Here is a 15,778-nt window from a genome sequence, read left to right on the forward strand (position 1 = left end):
ACCGAGTACAACAGCTAATAAGATAATAGAGAGTAATCGCATGTGTTGTTAATCAGTTGCGGCGACTCCCGGTCCGCCATTTTTTTCAGGGGCAGCCAGCTGGTAACTGACCAGGAGCGCAACTGGACACGCTACACCTATTCCGACCAACACGGTGATTCCCAGCGAAGAAAGCGCCGGATGACTCGCAAATGCCAGGACGCCAAACCCGATCAATGAACTCGCCGCACAAATCGTAACCGCGAGGTATGCTGATTCAGCAGTTTGGCTGAGGCGGGCACAGACAATAAAAATACCATAATCAACGGCTAAACCGATGACCAGTATCCCCATGATGAGATGCATCATGTTCAGTTCCTGCCCCGTAAGTCGGCAAAATAACGACATAGCAGCCAACGCCGAGACCACAGGCGCCAGCACAGCAACAATTGCCCGTAGATTTCTGAACTGCACTGCCACCAGCAACACCACCAGACATCCGGCAATGGCTGAAAGTACCACGATATCGGTCTTCAACATCCGCTCAGCTTCGGACCGCCAGATGGGATTGGCCAATACCGCCACATCGGGGTCTTCCGTCGCCAGAAGTTGCAGCCACTGCTGACTTTCCTCCGTGAAGGACACTATGGTGAGAACACGTGTATCATCGCCCTTATCCCCACCACGAATCATGCTGCCTGCCATTGAACCAAGCACAGTGCCTTCGAGCTTTTCAGCTGTAAAGATACCGGGATTGCCACCAAGACTTTGCAAAAATGGTAGAAAAGCCCTGTCTGAAAACCCATAACCGGATGAGGCATGGCTGAAATCCTTGGGAAATGATTCGCCTCTTTCCTGCCAGAATGCCTGCCAGGCAGTAAGGTTTTGCCTCTGCTGCTGTGGGCCGGGCAGGATAGCTGCCAAGGTCTGATGAATTTCTATTCCATGCTCATCAAGAAAGTGAAAAACACGATCATTAGTATCGACAGCCTGGTCCAGGTTCGCACCGGAACTTACAAGAAATGCCTGCTCACCTCCTCCACCCCAGACATTGGAAAAGTGGCGCTCTGAAACAATGATTTCATCATTTGGCACATCAAGGGAACGGAGATCCGCATTGTAGTTCAGCATTGGCCAACTGAATATTCCGCAAACGATCAACCCCGCCCAGAGAACAAGAATTATTCTACCGCCATTGGTCCCCGGGAGCCGTTGAAGGTATTCGGGTAAAAGAGTGCCTTGCATCGAGGATGCAGTCTTTTCTTCACCTGGGCCAAAATTGACAACGGTTGGAATAAGCAACCAGGCAAAACCCACCGCAAAGACAACGCCTGAAATTGCCAAAGTCGCCATCTGCCGATGGGATGGCACATCTGAGAACAGCAACACACAGAGCACTGCCAACGTTGTCATGGTCGCGAAAATCATGGGCCTGCGTATGGCACGCATCGCCTCAGCCCTGTTTTTGCCTTCACGGAGCGCGAGAAAGAGATGGACTGAGAAATCCACGGCTATACCCAATATCACAATGCCAAATCCAAGAGCCATTCCGCTTATGCTGCCATATATGCCCGAAGTAATGGCAATAGCCGGGGGCGCACCGAGAAATGGTACCGCAAAGACCACCAGTATCCTGATGTCACGCAGCACCCCGCCAAGCAACACAACGAGCAGAATGGACGCGGCAGGCAGGAGTACCCGCAAATCATGTTTTATCGATCTGCTGTTTGCCAGAGTGTGCGGCAAAGTACCGATGATTTCGGCCTTGATACCAGGAAGCAGTACCTCCGCTAAAATGGTATCGAGTTTTTTCTGAATCGCTTCGGCGTTATCGGAGTCAGTGAGTTTCTTCTGACTCTCGGCCAGCACCAGAAAGTTCTTCTGGTCGGGACTTACCAGGAAACCATCATCGAGCTGCATCGAGTAACCTGAACGAAAGTTTTGCAGTTTACTGAGCAAAACCGGCATTAATCCCAAAGGATCGGCTGCAATCAGGTCTTTCATTCCCATTCCTGCGGGCGTGTTCAGCAGCAGGTAATTGTTCTTTAAAGCCTCTTGAATGGCCTCAGGTGTAATTTTATCAGCTACGATCTGATAATCATCGTCGGTCAGCAGAACCGGCAAATAGGGCTGCAGCGTCTGGTAGAGTTGCTGCTGATACCCATCCGGAAAGCGATAGAGCACATTGCCGAAGTCATCATCTGCGGTCAACCGTTCCCCTAAAGACGAGACGCTGCTCTTCAATGCAGCACCGGCAAGCTGAGGTGAGGCAAAGCGGCCAGCCTCTGCCGAAAAGGTGATAAAGATCCTGTCGACAAGACCTATCGTCTGGAGAAGTTCCACGTCATGACGAACCTGGCCGTCAGGCAGCAGATCCAGTGCATCATCCCGCACGGAAAGCTGCAGTGCATACCAGCAGGCAGCAAACACCACCGACAGAACCAGCAGCCACCGGGTACAGCGCGAACCTTTAGTCATTGCTGCCGCCACTGCCTGCCCTGGTGAGGGCGTTTAAACCTGCACTGCATTCGTTGAAGTACTCATCCGGCAGATCGCTGTTTAACAGGGGTTCAAGAAAAACCATTCTGGTTGTATCATTGCCCCCCTCGTAAATCTCAACCTGCTGAGGTTGCAGAGTGTCCGGTTCGAAACTGATCTTCACCCCTTTCAGGTACTCCGCTTCTTTTTTATCTTTCGGGGCCACCCCAAGAGTGGCTGGCGGCTCATAGGTAAGATTATAGCGATCGGACATCTGCTGGTAATTCCCGCCCATCCAGTACCACAGCTGTTCTGCCACCAGGCGCATGACGGGATCGGTCTTCAGGGAAAAGTATTCAGGTTCGGCCTGGTCGCTGCACCGAAGCCCCTTGTCACCATTGAATATCAGCACAGATGGTACAGGCTGAACAAACTCCCAACGGAGCTTATCAGGCCGGATAATCGCCAGCCGACCGGAAAATTGTACCGGTGTGTCGAACATGGCCAGATGTTTTTCCTGGGTAAATTCGCTGTAAAATGAGGTGACCCCATCGGATGCGTTCTGCACGCGATTCAGAAAATCCTGCATTTCAGCAGACTGTGCCGCCTTGCCGTAACCAGCCGACGCTAATACCAAAATAGCCGCAAGAAATAGTTGCAACGTGCCGGTCCTTATCCCTGTTACCATATCTCCCCCGCTGTCATGGTTCAGGATTTTCCCAAACCTTGATCTTACCCTCCGCCACAAGCTCTTCTCCATGGAAAATACGGCCTTGAATAATAGTTAAGGCGTCAAATTCGAAAACTTTCTCCACCCGGGCAACCAGACGATCAAAGATATTGCCGACAGCTGTCACCGTAAAACTGTCAATCCCCACCAGCATGCCGTCTTTCATTTTCTTTCCCTCACATCTGGCATCATAGCCGTTGGCGAGAGCAGCTGTCTGGGCAATGATTTCAACATACACTTCAGGGAGAATCTCAACACCTGCAGGAGTGCGATGAAAACAGATCGCCTCCTCGTCAAGCTTCACTGAAGCAACGGCTATATCATCGTAACGCTCGGTCAACTCGTCCACAAACACCATGGGAGGCCTGTGTGGCAGAATCTCCAGAGCCGGAACCGGCAAGCTTAAAGCACCCATCACATGTACATCCCGCCGTTAACGCTCAAGACCTGGCCCGTCATGTAACTGGCCTCATCACTCAGCAGGAAGCGTACAACCCCTGACACCTCTTCAACCGTTCCGACCCGGCCCATGGGAATCATCGGCAGGATCTTATCAAGCGGCAGATCGTCAATCATTTCAGTCTCAATCAAACCCGGTGAAACCACATTCACCAGAATGTTTCTTCGTGCGAGTTCCCTGGCCAGGGCCTTGGAGGCACCTATCAATCCTGCCTTTGCCGCAGAGTAGTTCACCTGGCCAGCCTGCCCTGTTTCTCCGGAGATGGAAGCGAGCGAGATAATGCGTCCCTGACGTTTGGGGAGCATGGCTTTGGAAAACAGCCGGCCGAGAATAAAAAATGAGTTCAGATGAACATCAATCACATCCCTCCACTCGTCGGTGCGCATGAGCGGCAACAGGGTATCACGGGTAATGCCTGCATTGTGCACCATACCGAATGGCACATGCTCATCAAGCAGCGGTTCCAGTACCTTCCGGGCTGCGGTATCATCAGCGACATCAAAGGGCAGGAGACGGCAGACCCGCCCAAGTCCTTCAATCTCCGCCTGGACTTCCCTGGCTTTTTCTTCTGAACTCCTGTAATTCAACCAGATGTCAAAACCTTCAGCGGCCAGTCTGCGCGCAATCCCTGCGCCGATACCACGGCTTGCACCGCTGATAAATACAGTTTTCGTTTCCTTGGCCATACTCACTACTCCCTTTCCTCAGGTCTAATACTGGTTGTTACTACGTCTGGATTATGAACAAAATTCGAGTTCAACCGTGGTGTGCTCCGATTCAAGTGATATCACTTTCCCGTTAGCAGCACTTCCGTCGCCTCGCATCAATGAACTCAAGGTGATCGCTGCTCCGAGCGGGTCTCTGATCTCGAGGACTTCTTCGACCAGGTTTAGCCTTTCGACAACGCGCAGTCGATTCGCCGCATCAATCTCGTCGTCATCTTTTAGTTGCTGCTGACTGCTTACCCTCTTCAGCACGATCCCGTCATCCGCTGAGGCAGCTGCTTTCAACAACCAGCAGACCACCCCCGGTTGCCACTCAGCATCTTCCGGGCAATGTGTTTTTCGGGCATCATGCAGTAAACGGCTGTAGGTTTCGATCTGCAATACCAGACAACAATCAAGACTACCGCCTTCAATTGCCTGGATGCCCTGCTCAAGTGACCTTATAAAGGGCACATTGAAATCAGTCATTGTCAGAGCACAGCCTTTAATGCCAAAAACACTGGCAAGATAGCCGGCTGCTCCATTAAAGACCGAGTGAGAAAAGAGGATCGGCGAAACCGGCTGGTCGCTCACGACCTGATCCAGCACATCAAAATTTGTCTGCATGGGCCCGAAAGCCGAGCCGAGAAAAAGGCCAATCCGCTCTTTATTCCCTTCTGTTGCCGCCGCCTGCTGCAACACGTTGTGCCCGGCGACCACTGCCAGACGAATGAAATCATCCGCCCTGCGCAATTGCCTTGAAAGCTCGACCGGAACAGTCAGCTCATCCAGGTTCGACACAAACACTTCTGCTACCCGCACCGTCATAGCCCTGCCCCTTCTATCACCAAAACACTGTTTGAACCACCAAACGCCAGAGACTGGCTGATACCAATCCGGCCATGCAGATCTGCCGTTTCAGCTTGGGCCAGAACCCGGACAGCCAGGTCAGCTTCCTGCTCACTGCAACCTACCGTGCCGTTGGTCTTCCCGGCGTTCAGGGCCATCAGGGTAAAGACAGCCTCAATGCCACCAGCAGCACCAAGGGTATGACCGGTGGCACCTTTGGTCGAAACGACAGGAGTTCGTTCTGCATCAAAACCCATTTCGCTTATGGCATTTGTCTCTGCTCTGTCATTGGCCAGTGTACCGGTGCCATGGGCATTTATAAGGGCAATGCCGGCAGGGTCGCACCCGGCATCTTTGAGAGCCAGTGCCAGTGCCCGCTGCAGTCCTTCGCCTTGCGGATGAGGAGCGGTTGGGTGATGTGCATCACCCGCAGTACCATACCCCCTGACCCAGCCAAGCGGATCATTCCCCGCGGCCTCGGCTTCACGTTGCAGCACAAATACACCTGCCCCCTCTCCCAGATTCAGCCCCTGACGGTCCTTATCAAATGGGGTACAGCTGGTATCGGCCACCAGCATCAGGCTGCGGAAACCATTACAGGCAATGCGGGAAAGTTCATCCACACCGCCGGCAATGGCGATATCGCAAAGATCATTCTCGAGCCAGCTTTTGGCAACACCGATCGCATCGGTCCCCGAGGCACAGGCATTGGTGATAACCATTCGCGGCCCGCATACCCCCAGAACACGCTGAATCCTCTCTGCTAAATTAGCATTGAGATAGGTTACAAGCGCCGTGGAGTCCGGTTCCCGTTGTTCTTTCCAGTCAATGTAATAGCGCTCGTTGTGAAAGGTACAGCCCACCGTAGTTCCCAGGGCAATGCCAACTCTTTTACCTGCCAACCTGTCGAGACTCACGCCAGCTTCAAGCAATGCCTCTTCGATGGCCGTCAAGGCAAGTCGAATAGTGCGGTTGCTGCTGTTATCCGCCTTCAAGGCAAGTCCCTGCCACATAGAGCCGGAACCATCCCGGCCCGTGGAAACCAGAAAACAGGGCGCAGTAAAAGGAGCAGTGAAATATTCCTCAGCCACCTGGACATTCCGTACTTTGGATTGTTGCAGGTGGGCAAATGCCTCCCTGCAACCATTTCCGACTGCGGCGATACAGCCTGTGCCACTTATTACAACTGACGAAGTACTCATGATGTATTTATTACCGTTTTACAGTTACTACTTTGCCCTTCAAGGCAACATTGACCATCATCGAACCAACCAGACAGCTATACTCCGTCGCACTTGATTCAGCCTGGTTCTTGATATTGGACTGAAGATCAATTACGGCATTTCCGCCCTCTTGTATCGCCCTTTTTTCAAACACCTTCAAGGCCGAGGCAAGAGCATGGGCACAAGCACCATCTTTTGCCTTACCTAATCCGTTAGTTCGTTTACTCGTTTTAAACTCACCATACGAATGCTGCACTTGGGGATGTTTCTGACCAGCCCAGTAAAACAGCACATCACCGTTTAAAACTTCCTGAACGGAGGAACTGCTCCTGGCACTCTCAATGGAGAATTTTTTCTTTACATCACCCGCCAGAGCGCATGTGGCAGTCAGGGTGAGCAGAGCGGCAACTCCGGCTACAGCAATCTTCTGTCTCAACATTGTTTCTCCTTAACTGTTTGATTGAATACAAGGTTTTAACACGCAAATTACAGCACAGCCTTTTCCAGAAACATCCTGGTACTATTCAATTAGTTCTTGTGTTCGGTTATATACGCAGCCAGGGTTTCAACGGACTCGAACGCCTTTCGCCCTTCATCCATATCCGCTATCTGCACACCGAAATGCTTCTGAATCACCACCACCAGCTCTACGGCATCAAGGGAATCCAAACCAAGACCATCACCAAACAGGGGATCTTTGTCACCGATATCGGCAGGAGTCACACCCTGGATTTTGAGTTCGTCGATGATGATTGTTTTGAGCTGCTGTTTCATGTCTTCCATTCTTTTCACCTGATAATTAACTATTATTGCTTCCAAAAATTATAAAAATTGTACCACTGGAAAGGGTATCGCTTAAGATACTTCTCCAAAGACTTCGCGTACCTGGATGCACACTCCTTGAGCATTGGCTGTCTCTCATCCCTGGTTGCATACTCGGGATAAAAATGATCCCACACTTTGATCTGGTAAGATCTGACGCCCGTTTTCGCTGAAAGCACCACCACCACCGGGGCGGCTGACGCTGCCGCCAGCACATAGGCAGCATCGGGCAGACGTACTTTTGCTCCGAGAAAATCGACCTCTGTGCTGGAACCTTTTACATACCTGTCGGCCATAATGGTGACAATCTCTCCCCGCGAAAGAGCGGCCGCCGCATCTATCATGCCACCAAAGTCATCATCCACTGAGATTATTTCAAAAGGAGGAGTAGTCCCCTGCAAATCAAAATAATGTTTGGCCACCAGCTGCTGGTCGTATTGCATCATTGCATGGACCTTGGCGCCCAGATCACCAAGGTTGGCAAACGCTGTCTGCCAGTTACCCACATGGGCGGTGATCATCACCACCCCCTTACCTTCAGCAATCAGCTTAGAAAGGGTCTCAAGCCCCTCAAATGTTCCATCAAAATTCACCCTGGGGTTCACACCAAGCCAACCGCGATCCACCAGTATGGAGCCGAACGCGTAAACATTTCTGAAGACATAGCTGAAATATTTCCACCCTGGCTCACCCGGAAAACGATGTTTGAGGTACACCGCAATTGTCTTGTTGATTTTACGGCTGAACACCACATAACATAAAATCACCGGTACCAGCAGTATCCGTGCTGCCATGAGTCCATACGGGCCAAAAATCCGCATGGTCATATAGAAAAACCAATGCCCCAGTGCCTCAAGTTTTTGCAGAAGATGCTTCAGTGCCAAAACCCTACCCCACTGTCTCGATTGGTCTGTCGACCATCTTGCGCGAAAACCAGTAGACAATCGTCCCGCCGGCAACCCCAAGGATCGGCCCGACGAGCATTGAGCCAATCAACCACTCAAAAAGTCGCTGGTGAATCTCCAGAGTCCAGCGTTCCCAGGAAAGATCGAGCAGGAAAGTACCCGTTCGCATAAAATATCCAACCTCGATGCACAGAGCAGGAACCACCGGCGGCATACAGAACTGGCTGGCTGCCACCGCGGCTATCTTGTTGAGACGAAACCGATAGGTCACATAAATGATCGCGATGGTGTGACAGGCGATCAATGGCAGCGCTCCCAAAAACAGACCGAACCAGACCGCAACCGCCAGCCAGAAAGGCGAAGCGCTCTCCTGGCAGAGATTTTTCAATGTCTGCCACGGATTTTTCACATCGATCACTTTGGGGCCTGGCTCTTCTTCTTTCACCAGTCGTTTATGCTGAAAGGGCAATAGCCTTCGTACGACAAGTCTGGTGTGTAACATTGACAGTCGCCAGTTATCCCGCAATTTGTCAAAATGACTTACTCTCTCATCCCGTGAAGGATAATGGACTGAAACCGGAACCGATCTGACGGCCACTCCGCCCCAGACAAGTTTCACCAACGCCTCAATCTCAAAATCGTACCGGCTACAGGAAAGTTCGAGGTCCAGTAACTCCTGAACCGGGTAGACCCGCATACCGCTCTGGGTGTCATTGAGTTCTTCCCCACACTCCAGTCGCACCCAGAAGTTGGAAAATTTCTTACCGAAATGACTGGAACCCGGTACCGTTTCCTGGATCATGGCGCGATCACCGATTACCACCGCAGGCCAGCGCCCTTCATGAGCAGAATCTATAAGCTGTATCGCATCGGCCGGGTCGTGCTGCCCATCTGCATCCATGGTGCAGATCGCGTCGTAGCCATGCTCTGCCGCATAGGCTATCGCCGCCATGATTGCCGCACCTTTGCCTCTGTTTTCATCAAACCTGAGGCTGTGACATTGCAGGTGAGCGACATTTTTCAGGCCGCCATCTTCACTGCCGTCATCGACGACAAGAACCGGGTAGCCTGTGATCAGGGCCTTTTCAACCACGGGACCAATAGTCGCGCCATGATTGTACAGGGGAATAACCAGAAGCATTTGCAGATCATTTTCATGTTTCATAGATCAATCGCCTCCAGTTTCACTATATCAACAGCTCCCATAACGGCCCGACTTTACCTATTTTATGTAACATCGCGATGCGATCATAGAACTGATGGCATGGATAAATCCGATCCATTCTACTTGCGAATGAAGCCATGATTTTCGTTTCGATTTCCTGCCGCGTCACTTCCGGCGAGTAATAGAATACGGGCTTCAGCAGGGACTGATCCGCCGCCACCACCCCTTCGGCAATGGCCCGGTCACAAATCGCGGTACCCGGCAATATGCGAATACCGATGAAGGCAAAAACCACTGACTTATCCAGCTTTTCTATGTGCTTCAACCCCTCGTCTACAGTGGCACGTGTCTCGCCCGGGCCTCCGAACATGATGAAGTGCGCGCAAGGGATCTCTTCGGCAATCACATTCTCATGGACTTTCAGCACATCACCATAACTGAACCCCTTGCCGAAGCCGGCAAGGGTTGTATCGGTTGCGCCATCGGTTCCCAGCTCAACTGCCGCAAGCCCCGCTCTTTTCAAAAGTCGCAAATCTTCACGGGAGATATTCTCAGGCCGGAAAAAAGCACACCAGGGAATTGAAATCTCACGGCGTATCAGAGTTTCGGCTATCTCAAGATACTTTCCGGCGGGGTCATTAAAGACACTGTCCGCAAAAAAGAGATACTTGGCACCATGATCTCTATTGAGCCTGGCCATCTCATCAACGACTTCTTCCGGGTCACGATACCGGATCTTCCGCCCCTCGATGGTAGGGTATGAACAATAGCTGCAGTTGTAGGGACAACCACGCTTCGACTGCAAGTTGAGCATGCCGCCGTGATTGGTGTAATACTGAGCGGTGGCGATTCCAGGCTCGGCCCTCGTGGCAAAGCTCTCCAGGCGTGGGGCCTTCAGAATCTTCTCCTGGGGAAAGCGCCCGGCAGCAATCTCCGTAGCCAGCCAGACCATCACCTCTTCACCCTCGCCAACCACCCCGTAATCTGCTTCTAAAAGCTCCATCAGTCGCTCCGGCATGATGGAAAAGGCTGGTCCACCAAGAACGATCCTGGTGTTCAGGGTCTGCCGTATCAGGCCAACCAATTCAACCACGCCATCCAGATACTCATCGGGAGAAGCACTATCCACTGTATCCAGATTGCGAATCGAGACTCCGACCAGATCGAACTGCTGCTCCTGCAACAGTTCAACAAAGCCGGCCATCCCACCGTCGCCAAGCAGGTCAAAATGGCGGGCCGAATGGCCATGTCTGTTTAAAGCCGCCACCACATAGGCCGCGCCAAGTGGAAAAACAGGGTACGGTGTCACCACCTGATTGGAAGAGACAATGAGACACCGGGCCTGGGCTTTCGAACTTAGTTCTTCAGCCATTTCCTATCTCCGGACAGCTTGGGTGACTGATAGGTTCCATCAGCCATTTCCTTTCTCACAAGATCAGTGAAAAGTCGTGCCATCCTGAGGGATTGAGGAACATCGCGATAGAATTCCCGCCAAGCGTATGCATACATCTCCTGCAAGGTTTCCGGGCTCATATTCTTCGGCTGATAGACAACCTCGGCGGTGGTATAACGGCTCCAGTCCCGATGGAGAATACGCCCCTCTTTCTCATAGGTGGCGGTCACCGGTGTATGGGGAAACGGTGTGAGAATAGAAAATTCCGACATGTCCACATCGATCTCAAGCAGAAAATCAACAAGACGCTTGATGTAATCGGCATCCTGGTTATCGGTGCCAAGTAAAACAGCAGCTTCCACTCCGATACCGTGATCCTTGAGTCGTTTAACCCGTTCACGAATAACATCCGAAGTATCGAAAACTGCCTGGTACACATACCAGCATCCTGCCTCAGCCGCTTTCGCTATGACATCTTCCTCATCCAGAATTGGGTGGGAAATCCACTTCTTTTTCAGTGGCTTCAGAGCCTCAAAAAGCTCCATGACCCACTTTTTATCCTGTGCCAGGGAGTTATCCACCAGAAACAGTCGATTGTTATCAATACCCTCAATCTCCGCTACCACCTGCTCGATCGGCCGTGGCCTGAACTGCCTGCCGCCAAGATAGGCAGTAGCGCAGGGAAAACAATTGAAACGGCAACCGCGTGAGGCGTGTACCAGATCAACCATACGCACGCCCCGATAAACATAGCGCTCTTGATTGAGAATGGACCGACGGGCGGGCCCGACACTTTCTATTGGCGGAAAATCATGGAAATAATCATACTTTGGCGCCAGCCGCTCATTTTCCAGATCTTCTAGCACGCCGGCAAGTCTGCCATCTTCGGCCTCGCCAAGAAAGATAGAATCGACGAAGGTCGCAACCTCCTCGGCATGCAGCATGGTGGAAATTCCACCGGCAATCACCGGAACCCCCAACGACCTGAATTTATCTGCTATCTCACGACCTCGCGGCAATTGGCAGGTAAGCATCATCGAAAGCAGGACCACATCGACAGAAGCGGAAAAGTCCAGCTCATCAACATTTTCATCAATAAAAGTAACACTATACTTTTCAGGAATTGCTGCAGCGACACAAACCGGACCGTGTGGAGGCAGATGGAATTCAGTCTGCTCAGGTATTTTGTTCCACTTCGGATAAACAAGGATTATGGAGGGCATTCTATTGTACCAGAGTTAGGGTTGCAAAAATCTCCTCTCGCTGATCGCCGTCATCGCATACGATCCGGTGATCAAATTCACAGGCAAGCATGAAATCGAGATCATTCTGCATGGCAAGGAGCATCCGTGCCTCATCTGTGGCGCATACAAGGGGAGTTTCAATATCAAAAAGGGCATATACAGGGCCAGTTAGCCCAAACATAACAGCAACTTCAGCTAAAGGAGTGTTCGGGAGGGTATAACCGAACAGGGCCGGACTGGCCAAACCCGGCCCGGCGCTCATAGTTTCGATAAATGCCTGGTCCGTATGCAGTGAACCCCATCGGGTTCCTCCGATCAGACCGACATTTCTGCCAAGATCACAAAGACGCTGACCCGGCTCAAGCACATTGCTCCCAAACAGTTGACGGCCGCATTCAACAATCAACAGCCGGCTAAGCGGTGTCATGCGGCCCCAACGGCTGGGCAACCCACCTAAAAAAGTGTTTGCGGCAGCAAAGGCCTCATCGGCAATAAGCTCTATTGGTGATATTTCGTCAGACATAATTTTGGGTCACTTCAAGCCGGAACAAAGCCGTCTATTATCATTTTTTCAGCCAGCAAAGCGGGTCCTCGGCGAAATAATCCCCAGTCACCTGATACGCGTGGCCACGACAGCCATAGCAGTCATCACTCATCTCGCAACTGGCACAGGCACCCTTGATATGGCTGCGGATATTTCTCATATCCTGCATTACCCTGCTCTGCCTGATTATTTCCGCAAGACTCTGCTGACGTGTCGATCCTGCCGAGACACTTACTCCCGGACAAGGTTGTATTTCACCGGTGGTGGTAACCGTGCAGGAATATTCGTGGCGGGCACAATGTGATGCGACCAGAGGCGGATGCGGCGTCCAGCCACACTCGAACTCTTCCCTGTCTATGCGGGCCAGTTCCTCAAACATTGCCTTGACCTTTTCCGGCTCGACTTCCAGCTGTTCGCCTTCAGTCGCCCGGCCCTGATTGGTCAGAGTCTCCACATAGGGTGTGATTCCACGGCGTCTGGCCCAGCGCCACAGTTCTGGAAGTTCATCATAGTTCTGTTTGCAGATAATGGTCTCGACTCCCAGGGAACTGTGCTCATCAGGGTAGCCGGCATATCTCAGCGCACTCATTGCCTTGACGATGGTGGTATAGGCCCCTTTCCTGCCGGCGAGGCTATCCTGAACAGCCTCTTCCCGGCTGTTCATTTTGAGCACAACCCCAACCTGCCGCTGATAGAGCCAGGTTGCAAACTCCTCGGTGAGGTTGATCCCGTTCGTGAAGAGCTCCACCACCATATCCCCCGCCAGGATATAATCGATAACCTCCCGCAGGTGTGGATAGAGCATCGGCTCACCACCGCCAAGAACGATAATTTTCTTTGCCCCCAGCCCCTTCGCCTGATCGATAATATCGTAGATCTCAGCCAGGGAAAGTTCGTTGGTCAGGGGCTCACCAGACGAGGCATAGCAGTACACACAACGGAGATTGCACACCCTGGACAACTCCAGTTCCACCGATAGCAGCCCGTTATTTTCCCGGCATTCAGCAATTTCTTCCGGGGTAAACTCCATCCCCAGTTGCTCACCTAAACATGTCATTGATACCTCACCTCTGGATCTGTATATCTATTTTCGAAACAGATTTTGCCCTTGAGCGGACCTGCAATCATTCTTCGTTTCGAAAATCAAAAAATTTCTTTGCCTTACGGCTGCCATCTGCAAACATTGCCGCCTTCACCCCGGCAACACTGTCCACCCGGATAACAGGCTTCACCCGCAGTCTGGCCTGCAGTTGCTCGACCATGAACTGCACATCCAGGGAGCTGTCGTCACTGCCAACCACCACCGTGATATCATCGGAACCATCCGCAGACTGCCGGACTTCAACATATGCGCCGGAAATACGGAGATCATCCTGCAGCACATTGAAAATGGTCTCAGGATAAAGAGTGGTACCTTTATACTTCAGTCGCTGGGCCAGGCGACCTTCCACCGGCCCGAGTCGTTTGGTGTTCCAACCGCACGTGCAAGGGGTTGAATCAAGCCTCGCCACATCGCCTGTCCTCAGTCGCAGCAAAGGAAAGCCCTCAACTCCCAGAGGTGTCACAACTACTTCCCCCTGCTCGCCATCCGGCAATACCCGCCCTTGGTCATCAACAATTTCCACCAGCATCAGTTCCGGGTGGACATGGCCTCCTGCCTGGGCTGAACATTCACCAAAAGCGGTCTCAAACTCAGTCGCTCCATAGGATGAATATAGGTTTGCCCCCCAGAGTTTATGGAGGTTTTGTCCCAACGGTGTCAATATATTACCCGGGCGTCGGGCCGGCTCACCAATGGTGACAATGGTCTCAATTGAACTTTGCGACACATCAATGCCGTGTTCATTGCCCCAGCAGGCAAGCTCATATAGAAAGGTCGGAACGCCAACCACTACCCGTGGCCTGAGGGTTTCAATGATCTGCCATTGCCGGGCAGGCTGGCCGGGACCGTTACGTATAGCTGCAGCTCCCAGCATGGTCACACCGCTGTAATAGGCAAGACCGGCGATGAAACAACGGTCCAGAGTAACTGTGAGCAGCACACGATCCCGGGCTCGAACCCCCACGCTGTGAAAAGCTACAGCCTCATTGAAAGCCAGCCGCTGCAGATCATTTGCTGTATAAGGGACCATCACCGCGTTACCGGTTGTGCCTGAAGTGAGCGCCACGTCGACGATACTCTTCTGATCACTCACACCGAACTTTTCCGGAAAACGGTCCAGGTCTTCCCGGGTGGTAAATGGGAGCTGAGTGAGATCGCTGATTGAGGACAACTCAGCTTCATCAAGACCAATAGCGTCAAATGCTTCCCGATAAAAGGCAGTCGTTCCCGCCCGACGGATATGCTTTTTCAGGGATATGAGCTGTACCGCTTCAATCTCTTTCAAAGGCTTTTCCCTCAGGGCAAACGCTTCCTGCAGGCTGTACCTATTCTGCTCAACCATCTGATTCATTTGACGTTACATAGTATTGGAAGTTTCAACAGGACCAGAAAGGGGACAACCAGGGAGATCTACATCTGCAAATTGACCGTTTTCTCTCAAAGTCTGCTCTATTATCTTGTGTACTTCACTGCGCAGCTGTCTGACCGCCAGGGCATCATCGCCAATATCGTCTCCCGGATAAACCGGATCCAGCACAATCAGCGTAACCTCTCCACAGGCCATGAGCCGCTCGCCTGGTGAAAGAATTTTGCCAGCTCCCAGAATACAAACCGGCACCAGCGGTCGTCCTGTCTCAATCGCCAGGGAAAATGCCCCGTTTTTAAAACGTCCCAGCTGATTGTTTCTTGAGCGGTGTCCTTCCGGCCAGATCGTCACGTAACTTCCTTCATCGAGCAAGGCCTTGCACCTGCTGCGCACAGCATCCCACCCCTCTTCGGCATTTGCATAACCCGCAAGCCGCATAAAAAAGCCATACACCGGGATACGAAAAGGCCAGGAGGTGACAAAGCTGTTCTCAACGGGAATTGCACCAAACAGGTACGGGTCTATGGCAGAATTGTGGTTTGCTACAAAAATAGCGGATTCCGGCAATTCACGTGTGCTATAACGCACCCGGACCGGAGACATAAAAGGAACCAGGCACACCAGCACCCATCCATACCAGCGAATCGCCCGCCTGAGCGCTGAAGGCAATGATCTGGAAAAAAGGAGTATCTGCGTTACCAGAATAGATGGCAACAGCAGGATTCCAACTGAGGTGAGCACCAGAAACACCAACCAGAAATAGACATTCCATAACAGTTTCTTCATGATCACGCCCAATTCATTTCCGCTACAA

Annotated in this window: 16 protein-coding genes; all 16 read right to left on the reverse strand. The window is 52.0% G+C overall.

The genetic code is table 11. The features are described 5' to 3' along the window. Window positions 1-48: 48 nt before the first annotated feature. Window positions 49-2,457: an MMPL family transporter gene (locus ACN5NT_RS13415; protein ID WP_419175750.1), complete on the reverse strand. Its 2,409-nt coding sequence runs from the start codon at window positions 2,455-2,457 to the stop codon at window positions 49-51. Beyond that, window positions 2,450-3,145, reverse strand: coding sequence for a LolA family protein (locus ACN5NT_RS13420; RefSeq protein WP_419175751.1), 696 nt, complete (start codon window positions 3,143-3,145; stop codon window positions 2,450-2,452). The genes ACN5NT_RS13415 and ACN5NT_RS13420 overlap by 8 nt, the downstream gene beginning before the upstream one ends. Window positions 3,146-3,158: 13 nt before the next feature. Then, entirely contained in the window at window positions 3,159-3,602 is a 444-nt protein-coding gene (locus ACN5NT_RS13425) for a hypothetical protein (RefSeq protein ID WP_419175752.1), read from the reverse strand. Beyond that, on the reverse strand, window positions 3,602-4,333 hold the full coding sequence (fabG, locus tag ACN5NT_RS13430; protein WP_419175753.1) for a 3-oxoacyl-ACP reductase FabG: 732 nt from the start codon (window positions 4,331-4,333) through the stop codon (window positions 3,602-3,604). The genes ACN5NT_RS13425 and fabG overlap by 1 nt, the downstream gene beginning before the upstream one ends. A 51-nt stretch (window positions 4,334-4,384) precedes the next feature. Beyond that, window positions 4,385-5,179, reverse strand: a complete 795-nt coding sequence (locus ACN5NT_RS13435) for a beta-ketoacyl synthase N-terminal-like domain-containing protein (protein WP_419175754.1) — start codon at window positions 5,177-5,179, stop codon at window positions 4,385-4,387. After that, the gene (locus ACN5NT_RS13440) at window positions 5,176-6,402 is read right to left on the reverse strand and encodes a beta-ketoacyl-[acyl-carrier-protein] synthase family protein (RefSeq protein ID WP_419175755.1); all 1,227 of its coding nucleotides are present in this window, start codon (window positions 6,400-6,402) and stop codon (window positions 5,176-5,178) included. The genes ACN5NT_RS13435 and ACN5NT_RS13440 overlap by 4 nt, the downstream gene beginning before the upstream one ends. 10 nt (window positions 6,403-6,412) lie before the next feature. Continuing rightward, the gene (locus ACN5NT_RS13445) at window positions 6,413-6,862 is read right to left on the reverse strand and encodes an excinuclease ABC subunit A (protein ID WP_419175756.1); all 450 of its coding nucleotides are present in this window, start codon (window positions 6,860-6,862) and stop codon (window positions 6,413-6,415) included. Between the two features lie 89 nt (window positions 6,863-6,951). Continuing rightward, window positions 6,952-7,206 carry a phosphopantetheine-binding protein gene (locus tag ACN5NT_RS13450; protein WP_136795692.1) on the reverse strand — a complete coding sequence of 85 codons (255 nt, stop codon included), beginning with the start codon at window positions 7,204-7,206 and terminating at the stop codon, window positions 6,952-6,954. Between the two features lie 23 nt (window positions 7,207-7,229). After that, entirely contained in the window at window positions 7,230-8,129 is a 900-nt protein-coding gene (locus ACN5NT_RS13455) for a lipid A biosynthesis acyltransferase (RefSeq protein ID WP_419175757.1), read from the reverse strand. Window positions 8,130-8,133: 4 nt separating this feature from the next. After that, entirely contained in the window at window positions 8,134-9,315 is a 1,182-nt protein-coding gene (locus ACN5NT_RS13460; RefSeq protein ID WP_419175758.1) for a DUF2062 domain-containing protein, read from the reverse strand. A gap of 22 nt (window positions 9,316-9,337) precedes the next feature. Continuing rightward, window positions 9,338-10,687 (reverse strand): lipid biosynthesis B12-binding/radical SAM protein, encoded by a 1,350-nt coding sequence (locus ACN5NT_RS13465; RefSeq protein ID WP_419175759.1) that lies wholly within the window; start codon window positions 10,685-10,687, stop codon window positions 9,338-9,340. Further along, the gene (locus tag ACN5NT_RS13470; protein ID WP_419175760.1) at window positions 10,672-11,931 is read right to left on the reverse strand and encodes a B12-binding domain-containing radical SAM protein; all 1,260 of its coding nucleotides are present in this window, start codon (window positions 11,929-11,931) and stop codon (window positions 10,672-10,674) included. Before ACN5NT_RS13470 ends, ACN5NT_RS13465 begins: the two co-directional genes overlap by 16 nt. Window position 11,932: 1 nt before the next feature. Next, window positions 11,933-12,475, reverse strand: coding sequence for a beta-ketoacyl synthase N-terminal-like domain-containing protein (locus ACN5NT_RS13475; RefSeq protein ID WP_419175761.1), 543 nt, complete (start codon window positions 12,473-12,475; stop codon window positions 11,933-11,935). Between the two features lie 40 nt (window positions 12,476-12,515). After that, window positions 12,516-13,553 (reverse strand): radical SAM/SPASM domain-containing protein, encoded by a 1,038-nt coding sequence (locus tag ACN5NT_RS13480; RefSeq protein ID WP_136795697.1) that lies wholly within the window; start codon window positions 13,551-13,553, stop codon window positions 12,516-12,518. Between the two features lie 67 nt (window positions 13,554-13,620). Continuing rightward, window positions 13,621-14,949 carry a phenylacetate--CoA ligase family protein gene (locus ACN5NT_RS13485; protein WP_419175762.1) on the reverse strand — a complete coding sequence of 443 codons (1,329 nt, stop codon included), beginning with the start codon at window positions 14,947-14,949 and terminating at the stop codon, window positions 13,621-13,623. A gap of 6 nt (window positions 14,950-14,955) precedes the next feature. Then, window positions 14,956-15,750, reverse strand: coding sequence for a lysophospholipid acyltransferase family protein (locus ACN5NT_RS13490; protein WP_419175763.1), 795 nt, complete (start codon window positions 15,748-15,750; stop codon window positions 14,956-14,958). Between the last annotated feature and the right edge of the window lie 28 nt (window positions 15,751-15,778).

Origin of the sequence: Desulfosediminicola sp. (assembly GCF_048381775.1) — a bacterium.
In the GTDB taxonomy this organism is placed as follows: Bacteria; Desulfobacterota; Desulfobulbia; order Desulfobulbales; family Desulfocapsaceae; genus Desulfopila; species Desulfopila ganghwensis.